Consider the following 13,151-nt stretch of genomic DNA (forward strand, 5'->3'; position numbering starts at 1 on the left):
AGTTTTCCGAAAAGTTCATGCCCAGACAATGAGCTAGATGCGCCGTTCCTGCTTGAGGCGGTCGATCGCGGAGGCCGCCTCCGGTGGCAGCGACTTGAAGCCCATCTGGCCGGCGGCCGAGAACAGCGGCCGCAGATGCGAGCCGGCGAGGAACGGCGGCTGGCGGTTGGCCGGCACGATCTGGTCGAACACCAGCACCAGCGTGGTGGCGACGAGGCCGACCCTGATCGCGCCGAGCGCGGCGCCGCCGAGCCGGTCGCCGATGCCGGCGTCGCGTATGGTGTCGCTCAGCGCCAGGCGGCCGATATATCCAAACAGCATGCCGACCACGACGAAGATGCCGAAGAACCAGATCCAGTTCTGAAACAGCGGTGGATTCGGATTGCTTGCGACCTGCGGGACGATCAGCGGCATCAGCGCGACGGCGATGGGGGCGGCGAGGAGATAGGCGAGGATGGTCATGGCGCTGCCGAGCAGGCCGGTCCTGAAGCCAAATCCGATTGCAACTGCGAACGCCGCATAGACCGCGAGATCGAAACTGTTCATTGCGAAAGCCCTGCCATGGAACGAATGAACGCTGAACCGATCGTTCCGGTTTCAGATCGTTAAAATCGTCTGTATTGATGGGCTCCAAAAGCGCGGGAACACGTCCAGGGAAATCGTCATGTCAGACCTATTCGACGTCAGTAAAGAAACCATCCTCGTGACGGGCGCGAGCCAGGGGCTGGGGCGGCAATTTGCCCGGGTGCTGGCGGCGCATGGCGCGGCCGTCGCGCTGGCGGCGCGGCAAACGGAAAAGTTGAAGAATCTGGAACAGGACATCCGCGGCAAGGGTGGCCGCGCCGCCGCGGTCGCGCTCGACGTCACAGATATCGCTTCGATTGCGAAAGCCGTCGATGCGGCGGAAGCCGCGCTCGGTCCGATCACGGTGCTGGTCAACAATGCCGGCATCGCGATCGAGAAGCTCGCAACCGAGCAGACCGAATCCGATTGGGATGCCGTAATCGGCGCCAATCTGAAGGGCGCCTATTTCCTCGCGACGGAAGTTGCGCGGCGCATGATCGCGCGCAAGCAGCCCGGCAACATCGTCAACATTGCCTCCGTACTCGGCACCGGCGTGCTGAAGGCTGTGTCGCCTTACGCGATCTCCAAGGCGGGCATCATCCAGGCGACCAGGGCGATGGCGCTCGAGCTCGCCGGGCAGAACATCCGCATCAACGCGCTCGCGCCCGGCTACGTCGACACCGAGATGAACCACGCATTCTGGTCGACGCCGCCGGGCGAGCGCCTGGCCAAGCGTATCCCCCAGCGCCGCGTCGGCGCCGAGTCCGATCTCGACGGCGCGATCCTGCTGCTGGCCTCGCAGGCGTCGCGGTACATGACGGGGAGCGTGGTGACGGTGGACGGCGGGTTTCTGCTGAATTGAGCTCTTTCTTCACCTCGCCCCGCTTGCGGGGAGAGGTCGCACCGCATCGAAGATGCGATGCGGGTGAGGGGGAGCCTCCGCAGATTCAACTGCATCCGTCCTCGCGGAGACTTCCCCTCACCCCAACCCTCTCCCCGCAAGCGGGGAGAGGGAGAAGAGCTACCGCATCTCCGCCCGGATCATATCCGCCGCCTTCTCCCCGATCATGATGGTCGGCGCATTGGTATTGCCGCCGATCAGCGTCGGCATGATCGAGGCGTCGACAACGCGCAAAGCCTCGACGCCGTGCACCTTCAGCGACGGATCCACCACGGCCATCGCATCGGTGCCCATCTTGCAGGTGCCGACGGGGTGATAGACGGTGTCGACGCGATTGCGCAGGATGGCGCGGATGTCGTCGTCCGTTCTCACACCGGACGTGAACATGTCCTTCTTCTGCAACGCGCGCATCGCCGGTGTCTCCATCAGCCGTCGCGTGGTCTTGAAGCCCGCGACCATCGTCTCGAGATCCTCCGCCTCGCCCAGAAAGTTCGGATCGATCATGGGGGCAGCGAACGGATCGGTGCTTTTCAGCCACACGCTGCCGCGGCTCTTCGGCCTGAGCAGGCAGACATGGCACGAGAAGCCTGCCTCCTTGTGCTTCTTGCGGCCGTGGTCGTCGAGCATCGCGATGATGAAGTGGAGCTGAATGTCCGGCACGTCGAGGTGGGCCTGCGTCTTCAGGAAGCCGCCACACTCGGCGAAATTGGTGGTCATCAGGCCGCGTCGCTCGCGGCGGTACCGCTGGATGGCGCGGAGCAGGGATGGCAGCCGACCGAGCGATGAATGAACGAAGTGCGGATAGTCGGAGGCGTACACGAACACGAAGTCCGGATGGTCCTGCAGATTGCGCCCGACGCCCGGCAAATGATGCACGACGCCAATGCCGTGCGCGCGAAGCGCATCGCCATCGCCGACGCCCGACAGCATCAGCAGTTGCGGTGACTGGAAGGCGCCGGAGGCGAGGATCACCTCGCGGCGGGCGCGCAGCTGCTTGGTCTGCTTGCCCTGGACATATTCGATGCCGACCGCGCGTCCACCTTCGAACAGGATTTTCGTCGCCTGCGCCCCCGTCTCGACGCGCAGATTCGCGCGCTTGTCCATATGGGGCTGAACGTAGGCACGCGCCGCGCTCCAGCGCTCGCCATTGTGCTGCGTCACCTGGTAGCTGCCGAGCCCTTCGTGGTCCTCTTCATTGAAGTCCTCGCGGATGCGGAATTGCGCCTCCCGCGCGGCCTGATGGAAGACGTCGTGGATCGGATTGTCCGAGCGCAGTTTGTTGACATGCAGCGGGCCCCCTTTGCCGTGATACGCGCCGTCGAAATCGGTGTTGTTCTCCGAGCGCTTGAAATAGGGCAGCACGTCGGCGTACGACCAGCCGGCATTGCCGAGCGAGGCCCAGTGGTCGTAGTCCCATTTGTTGCCGCGGATGTAGACCATGGCGTTGATCGCCGAGGAGCCGCCGAGGCCCTTGCCGCGCGGTTGATAGCCGATCCGGCCGTTCAATCCCTTCTGCGGCACAGTATCGAAGGCCCAGTTGGCCGCGCTGTATGGCAAAGCGAGCCCGAATGGCGTGGTGATCCGCCAATTGTCGTTTCGCCCGCCGGCATCGAGCAGTGCCACGGATGTCCCCGCATCCTCGGACAGCCTTCCTGCCACCGCGCAGCCGCCGGAGCCCGCGCCCACGACGACGAAATCGAATGTGTCAGTCACCTGGTTTCCCCCATTTGCTTTTTTTGTCGTCAGTGCGAGCGAAGCGAAGCAATCCAGTATCCCTCCGTGGTGACGGTCTGGATTGCTTCGCTTCGCTCGTAATGACGGCGTTGAGACTTTACGACATGAACCGCATCAATTTCTCCAGCCGCGCGATCTTGCCGCCGTAGGGCGGATAGAGGTCGGCGAGGCGGTTGAACCTGGAGCGGTAGAACACCGGCTTCAGCTTGCTGAACGTACGAAATCCCCATTCGCCGTGATAGGCGCCGGTGCCGGACGCGCCGACGCCGCCCATCGGCTGGTTGATTTGCGCGAAGTGGAACAGGCAGTCGTTGACGGTGACGCCGCCGGAGATCGTGCGCGTCAGCACCGTCTCGCGCGCAATCCGGTCCTTGCCGAACCAGTACAGCGCCAGCGGCCGGTCACGGGCATTGATGAAGGCGATGGCGTCTGCCGGCTCGCGATAGCCGAGCACCGGCAGCACGGGACCAAAAATCTCCTCCTGCATCGCGGCCATCTCTCCGGTCCCTCCGACGATCAGCGTCGGAGGGAATTTGCGGTGCGCCTTCCAGTTCGGATCGTCTGCCTTCGCCGGTTGCAGGATCTTTGCGCCGCGGCTTGCCGCATCGGCGACCAGACCTTCCAGTCGCGCATAATGCCGGTCGGAAATGATGGAGGTGTAGTCCTTGTTTGCGGGGTCGGTGCCGAACATGCGCCGCATCTGCGCGCGCACTTTTTCGGCGAAGGCCTGCAATGCGTGCTCGGGCACCAGCACGTAGTCCGGCGCGATGCAGGTCTGCCCGGCATTGAGCAGCTTGCCATAGGCGATGCGCTCGGCCGCCTCTTCGAGATCGGCGGAGGCGTCGATGATGGCGGGTGACTTGCCGCCGAGCTCGAGCGTGACAGGCGTCAGATTGCGCCCCGCGGCCTCCGCGACCAGCCGCCCAACCCGCGTCGAGCCGGTGAAGACCAGATGATCGAACGGCAGGTGAGCGAAGGTTTTTGCGACCTCGTCCTCCACGCTGGTAACGAGCAACTCGGTCGCGTCGAATCTCTGCCCGACCGTCTCCTTCAGCAGCGCGGAGAAGCTGGGGGCCAGCTCGCTCGGCTTGATGATGACACGGTTGCCGGCGGCGAGCGCGCCGATCGCGGGCGCGAGCGTGAGCTGGAGCGGATAATTCCAGGGCGCGATGATGCCGACGACGCCGAGTGCTTGCGGGATCAGCCGGTTGCGCGCGGGCAGGAATTGCAGCGCGGTGGCGACGCGTTGCGGCGCCATCCAGCTCTTCAGGTGCTTTGTGGCATGCCGGATCTCGCCGTAGACCATCATGGCTTCGGCGATGGTGGTCTCGACCGCCGAGCGGTGGCCGAAATCGGCCGAGATCGCCTGGCGGAAGCGTTCCTCGTTGTCGGCGACGACGGCGCGCAGCCGCGCCAGCCGGTCGAGCCGCTCGGCGAGGTCAGACGCCGGCTCGGTCCGCGACCGCGCGACCATGGCATGGAAGGCGTCCTCGAGGGCCAGCTGCGGGGCGCTCGCTGGCGAATTGTCCAAGGATTGGTTCAAGGCGCGATCCAGGGATCGGTCCATGGGCGTTCTCCCTCTTGAAGCGGCGTTCGCCCCTTGGTTTTGTTGCCGCAAGCTGGCCCTTTGTGGAACTTCTGGCAAGGGCGCGCCAAACCGACCCGAATTTGGTCCATCCGCCTGTCATAAACTCGAAAAAAACGTTCCCGCAGCCCTTTCCAAAGGCAGCCCGGGTTGATAGATACGCCCTGCACCCGACGGGCCTTGCCCGGGGTTGCCTTCCAAGGAAGCCTTTGGGACGGAAGAGCAAGCCACGCGTACAGCGCCGGCCCTCCATCCACCGTCTCCGGCATTTTCGCGAAGGCAAGGCAACGTTTAACGCGGGGTGGAGCAGCCCGGTAGCTCGTCAGGCTCATAACCTGAAGGTCATAGGTTCAAATCCTATCCCCGCAACCAAGATAAGGAAAAGCCCTTGAGAACATTATGTTTTCAAGGGCTTTTCTTTGATCTGATACCGTCAACATTCGCTTGTCGGCGTCCGAACTCAACCAATTGCCATCACTGTTGGAGACCAATCGCATGAAGGGTCTTCGGCATGCCTCGTTTACGGGCGCCACCGAGCCGTCCGACATATCGCGATGACGGCTCGTCGATGGTGGCGGAGGTTGAGGGGAGCGACGGTTGCGGGTCCTCAAACAGCCCCACACACTCCTTGACCGATGTCTGCTTTCCGGTCTGACCTTCACTTCACACGCGTCTATCTCTGTTTTCATGGCTTCACCGCATATGACCAGCAACGAACACGACCTTCTGAATGATCTCATCCAGCCGGCGCGGCTCACCTCGGTGGTCGACGTCGGGGCCAATCCGATTGATGGTGACCCGCCCTACAAGGCGATGCTGCAACGAAGGCTTTGCACCGTCGTTGGCTTTGAACCGCAGGACGCGGCGCTCGCCGAGCTCAACGCCCGCAAGAGCGACCTGGAGAGCTACTACCACTACGTCGTCGGAAACGGGCACAAGGCAAAGCTGCGCCTCTGCCGAATACCGGGAATGACGAGCCTGCTGCTCCCGGATCAGAACGCACTCTCGCACTTTGCGAAATTCGCCGAATGGGGCACCGTGGTCAGTGAACATCCGGTCCAGACCCGCAGGCTCGACGATATTGCCGAAATCCGGGACCTGGATTTCCTGAAGATCGACGTTCAGGGCTCCGAACTCGCCGTGTTCGGAAGCGGACGGCAGAAGCTGAAGCAGGCGGTCGCCATCCAAACGGAGGTCTCGTTTCTCTGCCTCTACAAGGAGCAGCCGACGTTCGGCGATATCGATGGGGAATTGCGCAAGCAGGGGTTCATTCCTCACGCCTTTACGGCGATCAATCAGCGAATGATCGCTCCCTTGAGCGACCCGTCCAATCCCTATGCGGCGATGAACCAGTTGCTGGAGGCGGACATCGTCTACGTGCGAAACTTCATGCGGCCAGCCGACATGACGGTCGAGCAACTGAAACATCTCGCAATGATTGCTCATCATTGCTACCGCTCGTTCGACCTTGCCGCGAACTGCGTTCACCACCTGATTGCGCGCAAGGCGATCCCCGACCAGTCGATCCGCGACTACATGGCGTCCATCCAGCTTCCCAAAAGTTGAACCCGACTGCCTGTAAGTATCAGCTTTTGCACCCGGGGCTCTCGCCGTGCTGGTCATCCCCAACCGAACCTCAGGCAGGGCCCGGCATATCGAGACGATCATAGGTCGTCGGAATAAGAGTTCGGCGTTAACCACCGTTAACGGTTCCAGCCTGAGCGAGCTCGCTTCGAAGTTTCTTAAATCTTACTGGGTACCTCTTCCGGGCATAGTGATCCGGGGGAAGACATGGGCAAGCGGGCCAAACGTGGAAAGGCGGAGACGCTCGCACTGCCAATGGCCGGGAGAGTCGTTATTGGCGCCGTGGCCCTTGCCGCGTTGGGGTACGGTTTGCTGTCTCGCCCGGCGAGCGTGCAGCCGACACGGAAGCCGTCCGCGGCCCAGGCCCAGGCATCGTCAACTCCGGTCTACGTGGCAACTCCGGTTCATGCGTCGGCGCCAGCTCCGGCTCCGATTCCGGCGCCGGCCGCTCTGGTCGAACCGCCAAAAGCCGCTGACGGTCCCGGAGCATTGGTTCGGCAGGTGGTTGACTACGCCAGCCGCCAGACCCCGGGCACCGTGATCATAGATACCAAAAACACGTTCCTCTATTTCGTTCTGAACGACGCGCAAGCACTGCGCTACGGCATCGGTGTTGGCCGCGAAGGTTTCACGTGGTCCGGTGAGCAGACCGTGGCCCGTAAGGCAGAATGGCCGGATTGGCATCCGCCTGTGGAGATGGTTGTGCGTCAGCCTTATCTGCCGCGGTTCATGGCAGGCGGTCCCGGCAACCCGCTCGGCGCCCGGGCGATGTATCTGGGCGAGACCGAATATAGAATTCACGGCACCAACAAGCCCGATACGATCGGGAAGCGGGTTTCGTCCGGCTGTATCCGGCTGACCAATGAGGATGTCGTCGACCTTTATGAGCGGGTGAAAGTCGGAGCGAAAGTGATCGTGCTTCCGGCAACCGCTGCCCGCCGACCATTGCAGGGAACGCCGCCCGACGCCGCTTTCCGATCGCCGGACTCGGCATCGCCGTCGAACCGGCCCTCGGCAACTAGCGCGCAGATGCTGTCATCTGGACCGAAGATCGCCGAGGTCCAGTAACTCAGTCCTCCGTCCTCGGTCTGCAACCGGGGACAAGGAGGCAATTCAGGTCGTCGCGCCGGTCAGAACTGCTTGACCTCGATGGTGCCTTCGACCTCCAGCAGTCCAACGGGCATCGGCCGCTCCTGTCATGATTCAGGAGGCAGCGAATCGTACGACAGGCCCATGACGGAGATGGGACAGACGCGACGCGCGGCGACAGCCCTCGGCTGACGCGAAACTGACAGCGACGGTCTTGCCGTGGACCGCCTGAAACAAATGCCTCTCGCGTGCCCGTGAGCGCGCGAGAGGCGATGATGAGGATTCTCCTGATCGAGCCAAAGGCGGCCGAAGATCAGTCCCTGTGCGGACAGACCATCGTCAGATGGAGCAGCGTTGGCTTGTCCGCGCCCTTCTTGTACTCCCACTCCAGCCGGATCTCGTGCCGGTGGGCATAGGCATCGCTCGGCTCGTGGACGATGATGTTGGTCTTCATCGGGATCGGCGGCTCGGAGTTGAAGCATTTCCGGACGCAGGCATCGAGCAGATCGCATCGCGTCAGCGGAATGACGCCCGGCTCATCCCTGGACAGGGGCACTGTGTTCGGCTGGGTGCTGAGATCGAGACGAGCCCGGCCCTTCTCCTTGTGCCAGTACTTGGCGCTTCCCTGCGGCCAGGTCGATGCGGGGTTCAGAATCAGGTGGTACTGGCCGTATTCCAGGGTCGGCAGATCGATGTCGTCCGATGCCTTGAGCTTCGCCACGCTCTTCTTCATGTTCGCCAGCGGGTAGTAATTGCTGTTCATCAAATCCCTGAACGGCTTGCCGCTGTATGTCCTTCCACCCATCGCCTTGTCCTTCGATATGATCTAAGCCAATCAGGGTAACGTGCAGCCCAGCAAAGCTCGTTGGCCAGATCGAAAGCCTTCGGCGCCCCTAGAACGCGCGGCCCCATTCTCGCGCATGCAAAAGCTATCACTCGCGAATGTGCTTCGTCCAGAGAGCCACTGTTTGGTGATGCAGCCATGCTTCTGTGCAAGTTCGATTGCCATGCATTTCCCGATAGGTAATCTTGCGTCAAACTCCTCGCGTGCGCCGGTCGGCCGGGAACGACGCCGTGACCTCTGAAGGCACAGGAATGCACTGCGTCGCGTGTCAATCGACGATCGATCCGGGCGATAGCTGGTGTCCCAAATGCGGGGCGGCCGCACGACGCGCCGATCCTGAAAGCGAGCGCCGCTTCGTTACGATTCTCCGCGCCGACGTGGTCGATTCCACCGGGCTTGTTGCCGAGCTGGAGCCGGAGGAGGCCGTCTCGCGCCTGGAGCCGGCCTTGGCAGCCATGAGGGCCGCGGTACGTCAGTTTGGAGGCATCGTCAGCAAGGAGTTGGGCGATGGACTCGCAGCGGTGTTCGGCGCTCCGATCGCGGACGACAACCATGCGCCATTGGCCTGCCACGCGGCGATCGAGCTGGTCCGGCGGGTCGGAAGCCTCGGCGATCCCGGGCTGCAGGTGCGGGTCGGCCTCCATTCGGGACATGTGGTTGCCTACATGGTCGCCAGCGAGTTTTCCAAGGTCTACGAGATCGGCGGTGCCGCCCAGCATCTCGCCGCGCGGCTGGAGTCGGCGGCCGAAGCCAATCAGATCTACGTGTCGGAAGCCTGCCAGAGGCTTGCGGATGGCCATGTCCGGTTTGAATTTCTGGGCTGCAGGGCGCTGCGCGGCTTCAGCCAGCCGCTGCCGGTCTATCGGGTCGTCGGCGCCAGCGATCTCTCGAGCTGGCGCGTACGACGGGCACGCAGCATTTCAAGGTTCTTCGACCGCACGACGGAGCGGGCCCTGCTGGGCCGCGCCGCGGAATGCGTCGGTGCCGGCCGGCAGACCGTGCTGTTGCTGGGTGACGCCGGCATCGGAAAGTCGCGTCTCGCGCATGAGTTTGCCCAGCAGCTCAAGGCGGATGGCTGGCGCTTGATCGACGCCGAGTGCAGTCCGAACCTCCAGGGCGCGCCATTCAGTACGCTCAAGCGCCTGCTGCTCTCGATCCTGGATGCCGCCGGCAAGGATCCGGACGGTCCGTCTGACCCGCGAAAGGATCGGCCGCTGATCCAGCAATGCGCCCTCGATGCCGTGCTTGATCTGCCGATATCGGAGCCGCAGTGGAACGAGTTGGAGCCTCATGCGCGGGGACGCGCGATTTCCGATGCGAGTTGCGCCATCGTCGAGAGTGTGGCGGGCCGCCGCCGCACCGTGCTTCTGGTCGAGGACCTGCATTGGATCGATCGGGCCAGCGATACCGTCATCGCTGCGATTGCTTCGCTGCAAGTGCCAGGTCTTCTCGTGCTCCTCACCTCCAGGCCTAACGGCATGCCGGTATGGATTGCGCGCTGCCGCGCCGAGGTCGTCGCGATGCGACCTCTCGACGACGATTCGGGGCTGGCCATGCTGGCTGACATGCTCGGCCCCTCCGCGGCGAACGCCGATCTGAAAAGCCGGATAATTTCCCACACGGCCAATGTCCCCCTGTTCATCGAGGAGGTCTGCCGCGGATTGAGGGACAGCGGAACGCTTCGCGGCCAGTGGGGCGATCTCGCGCTGGTGCGTCCCATCGATGAGCTTGGTATCCCCACCAGCATCCAGGGCGTGATCGCGGCGCGCCTCGATCGCGTGTCGAGGCAGGAACGTTCCGTCTTGCAGATGGCGTCGGCGCTCGGGCCGCGATCGCGTGCCGCAATGCTGCGCAAGCTCGTAGAGTTGCCCGAGAACGTCCTCCAGGATTGCCTTGCGGCGCTCGATCGCGCCGAGCTGCTGGTCAGGATCGACAGCGAGTTGGACGACGCGCTCGAGTTTCGGCACGAGATGGTACGTCAGGTGACGTATGATTCGATGGTTGAAAAGGTGCGCGAAGGCATTCACGCGCGCATTCTCGAGACCCTGGAGGGCGACGGAGCTTACGCCGATGAACCCGATACGCTGTGCTATCATGCGGTGCGGGCCAAGGATTGGCGCAGGGCGTTCGGTCAGGGCAGAAGTGCAGGACGAAAATGTTTGAGCCGCTCGGCCTTTGCGGATGCGGCCAACTATTTCGAGATCGCAATGGACGCGCTCGACAAGACTCCGATGGCTCCCTTGCGGGAGGCCGACGCCATAGATCTTCGCATGGAAGCACGCGCGGCGTTCATCGCGTCCGGTCAGATTGCCGAGTGGCTCGACCTTGGAAAAGAGGCCGAGCGGCGGGCCGACGCGATCGATGATATCGGACGCAAGGTCGCCGCCATGACGGTCAGAGCCGGTGCGCAGAACTTCTATGGAGCGCCGGTCGAAGCGGTTGCGGTCAATGAAGAGGTCGTCCGTCTCGCGGAGGGCTGGGACAATCTGGGCTGGCTCAACCTCGCACGATATGGTCTCGGGCAAGCCTATTTCCTCGCTGGTTGCTACAGTGACGCCGGGCAGACATTGGCACTGGCTCACGCCCAGCTGGCCGGGCCGCAAGCCAGTGCCCCGATCGGGACGACTCCAAGATATCTGCTGCTGCTCTGCTGCATGATGAAGAGCTTCACCCATACCGTCATGGGCGAATTGGATATCGCGGAGCAGCTCCAGCAAGAGGCTGCGGCGATCGCAGCGGAGACCAATCGGCCCTACGACTGCGTCGCGGCCGCCTATAGCGGCGGCTGGCTGATGCTCGGCCGCAACGAGCCGGCGGCGGCCGCTGCCGTTCTCGAGGACGGCTACGTGCTGGCGCAGAAGCACGGCATCCGGCTGTTCGTGCCGGTGCTCGCCTGCCATCTCGGCATCGCCTATCTGGAGCAGGGGCTGTTCGACCGCGCGCGCGGCATGCTGACTGAGGCGCGCGAGGAGGCCAAGGCGGTCGGCTATACCTCCGCGGTGTTGCGCAGCTCGATCTATCTGGCGCTCGCCACCTATCGCCTCGGCGATGTCCAGGCCGCGCAGAACATGCTGCGCGAGGCGCGCAACACGGCGCGGCAGCAGGGGTTTGCCGGGCTCGAGGCCGAGGCCCTGTTCGGCGAAGCCGTGGTGACGCCGTCCACGAGCGAGGAGAGCAGGGCGGCCATTCTCGCCGCCCTGCACGGCACGATCGCAATCGCCTCCGAAAGCGGCGCGCTGCCGCTCCAGCGCAAGGCCGAGGCGATGCTGAACGGGATGCTGGCGCGGGACGACGAGCTGACCTGACCCACTCCGGGCCGGCCGATATCGGCCCGATGCGCCAAATAAATCCCGCAGGCGACGCAGAGGGTTGGCTACTGTGCATGGGGTTGTTTTCGCTGTTTTTGAAGGGTCCGCCATTGTGCAGCGCAGAGGACGGCGCGCCTACGCTGCCTGCTCCGATGACAAAGCCCCTTGCGCGCCCACTAAGGTCGGCTACCGTTGGCCCTGGCCGCACGGCCAGGTGACTTTTGATTCAGTTTTTTTAGCATTCCATTTTGCCGGCGCCGCAACGGCGCGACGCTCACCGAACGAGGCGGGGCCATGATCATACGGGACCAGTCGGCTCTGCTTGCTCCGGTCGAGCGCGATCTGCGGCTCGATCTCTTCCGCGGCATCGGACTGTGGATGATCTTTCTCGACCACATCCCGCACGACGTCGTGGCCTGGCTGACGCTGCGCAATTACGGCTTCAGCGACGCCGCCGAGTTCTTCGTCTTCATCTCCGGCTATCTGGTCGGCTGGATCTACGGGCCGATCGTCGCCGGCGGCTGGTTTCTCGCCGCGCTGAAGCGGCTGTGGCGGCGCGCGGCCGAGATGTACGTCGCCCACATCATGCTGTTCCTGCTGTTCACCGCGCAGATCGCGCGTACGGTCAGGAGGTTCGACAACCCGATGTATGCGGACGAGTTCAACGTTCACAACTTTCTCGACCATCCGGACATCCTGATCGGGCAAGCGCTCTCGCTGCGCTACAAGCCGGTCAATCTCGACGTGCTGCCGCTCTACATCACGCTGGTGTTCGCCTCGCCCTTCATCGTGTGGTGCCTGGTGCGCCGGCCGAACCTGACGCTCGCGGCGTCCGTCGTGCTCTACGCGCTGTCGCGCTGGTTCGACTGGAACCTGGCCTCCTATCCGCCCGGCACGACCTGGTACTTCAACCCGTTCTGCTGGCAACTGATGTTCGTGTTCGCGGCCTGGTGCGGCATCGGCCAGGTCGAGAAGGTCGCCAAATGGGTCTGGTCGAGGACAGTGATGGGGCTGGCCGCGGCGTGGATCGCCTTCGCCCTCCTGATCGTGATGACCTGGCACATCCACGCACTCGAGGCGATGGTCCCGAAATGGATGATCAAGGCGATCTACCCGATCGACAAGACCGACCTCGACATGCTGCGCTTCACGCATTTTCTGGCGCTGGCGATCTGGGTGACCTATTTCGTCCAGCGCCACTGGAAGGCGCTGCATTTGAAATGGCTGCGCCCGGTCATCCTCTGCGGCCAGCATTCGCTGCCGATCTTCTGCCTGGGCGTGTTCCTGTCGTTCTCGGCGCATTGGATCCTGACGCAATACACGAAGGGCGTCTGGGAGCAGCTCGTCGTGTCCTTTGTCGGCATCATGATTCAGATCGGCGCCGCGTGGCTGCTCGACCGCGCCCGCAAGGTGCCGGAGCTGTTTGTGAAGGTGACGGAGGTCGAGGAGCCTGACGAGGTCACGCCGAACAGCGCGCCGGCGACCGCCGCCATGGCGCCTGCCAGCCGTTGAAGAAACGCGTCGCCCGCATCGTGGAGAGTT

Annotated in this window: 9 protein-coding genes and 1 tRNA gene; 6 read left to right on the plus strand and 4 right to left on the minus strand. The window is 63.4% G+C overall.

All coding sequences use genetic code 11. The features are described from left to right. Window positions 1-33: 33 nt before the first annotated feature. Window positions 34-546: a CvpA family protein gene (locus tag OC450_RS15635; protein WP_211381977.1), complete on the minus strand. Its 513-nt coding sequence runs from the start codon at window positions 544-546 to the stop codon at window positions 34-36. 118 nt (window positions 547-664) lie between these two features. On the opposite strand from OC450_RS15635, the gene OC450_RS15640 reads away from it, so the two are divergent. After that, complete coding sequence (locus OC450_RS15640; protein WP_262048242.1) at window positions 665-1,426, plus strand: SDR family oxidoreductase; 762 nt, start codon at window positions 665-667, stop codon at window positions 1,424-1,426. A gap of 159 nt (window positions 1,427-1,585) precedes the next feature. Here OC450_RS15640 and OC450_RS15645 read toward each other — a convergent pair whose 3' ends face one another. Then, the gene (locus OC450_RS15645; RefSeq protein WP_211381979.1) at window positions 1,586-3,178 is read right to left on the minus strand and encodes a GMC family oxidoreductase; all 1,593 of its coding nucleotides are present in this window, start codon (window positions 3,176-3,178) and stop codon (window positions 1,586-1,588) included. 118 nt (window positions 3,179-3,296) lie between these two features. Continuing rightward, window positions 3,297-4,766 carry a coniferyl aldehyde dehydrogenase gene (locus tag OC450_RS15650; protein ID WP_211381980.1) on the minus strand — a complete coding sequence of 490 codons (1,470 nt, stop codon included), beginning with the start codon at window positions 4,764-4,766 and terminating at the stop codon, window positions 3,297-3,299. A gap of 313 nt (window positions 4,767-5,079) precedes the next feature. Here OC450_RS15650 and OC450_RS15655 point away from each other — a divergent pair. The 3 genes from OC450_RS15655 to OC450_RS15665 all read left to right on the plus strand — a co-directional run bounded on the left by OC450_RS15655 (window position 5,080) and on the right by OC450_RS15665 (window position 7,436). Continuing rightward, window positions 5,080-5,156 (plus strand) — tRNA-Met (locus OC450_RS15655). A 225-nt stretch (window positions 5,157-5,381) separates the two neighbouring features. Next, window positions 5,382-6,350, plus strand: coding sequence for an FkbM family methyltransferase (locus OC450_RS15660; protein WP_211381981.1), 969 nt, complete (start codon window positions 5,382-5,384; stop codon window positions 6,348-6,350). 225 nt (window positions 6,351-6,575) lie between these two features. Next, window positions 6,576-7,436, plus strand: a complete 861-nt coding sequence (locus OC450_RS15665) for a L,D-transpeptidase (RefSeq protein WP_256805596.1) — start codon at window positions 6,576-6,578, stop codon at window positions 7,434-7,436. A 334-nt stretch (window positions 7,437-7,770) separates the two neighbouring features. On the opposite strand, the gene OC450_RS15670 is transcribed toward OC450_RS15665, so the two are convergent. After that, window positions 7,771-8,262 (minus strand): hypothetical protein, encoded by a 492-nt coding sequence (locus OC450_RS15670; protein ID WP_211381983.1) that lies wholly within the window; start codon window positions 8,260-8,262, stop codon window positions 7,771-7,773. 290 nt (window positions 8,263-8,552) lie between these two features. Between OC450_RS15670 and OC450_RS15675 the strand changes: the two genes are divergently transcribed. Together OC450_RS15675 and OC450_RS15680 are read left to right on the plus strand one after the other, a co-directional pair. Then, the gene (locus OC450_RS15675; protein ID WP_262048309.1) at window positions 8,553-11,606 is read left to right on the plus strand and encodes an ATP-binding protein; all 3,054 of its coding nucleotides are present in this window, start codon (window positions 8,553-8,555) and stop codon (window positions 11,604-11,606) included. Between the two features lie 297 nt (window positions 11,607-11,903). After that, window positions 11,904-13,121 (plus strand): OpgC domain-containing protein, encoded by a 1,218-nt coding sequence (locus OC450_RS15680; RefSeq protein WP_262048243.1) that lies wholly within the window; start codon window positions 11,904-11,906, stop codon window positions 13,119-13,121. The last annotated feature ends 30 nt before the right edge of the window (window positions 13,122-13,151 follow it).

The sequence above is a fragment of the Bradyrhizobium sp. Bra78 genome (genome assembly GCF_024519855.1).
In the GTDB taxonomy this organism is placed as follows: Bacteria; Pseudomonadota; Alphaproteobacteria; order Rhizobiales; family Xanthobacteraceae; genus Bradyrhizobium; species Bradyrhizobium japonicum_G.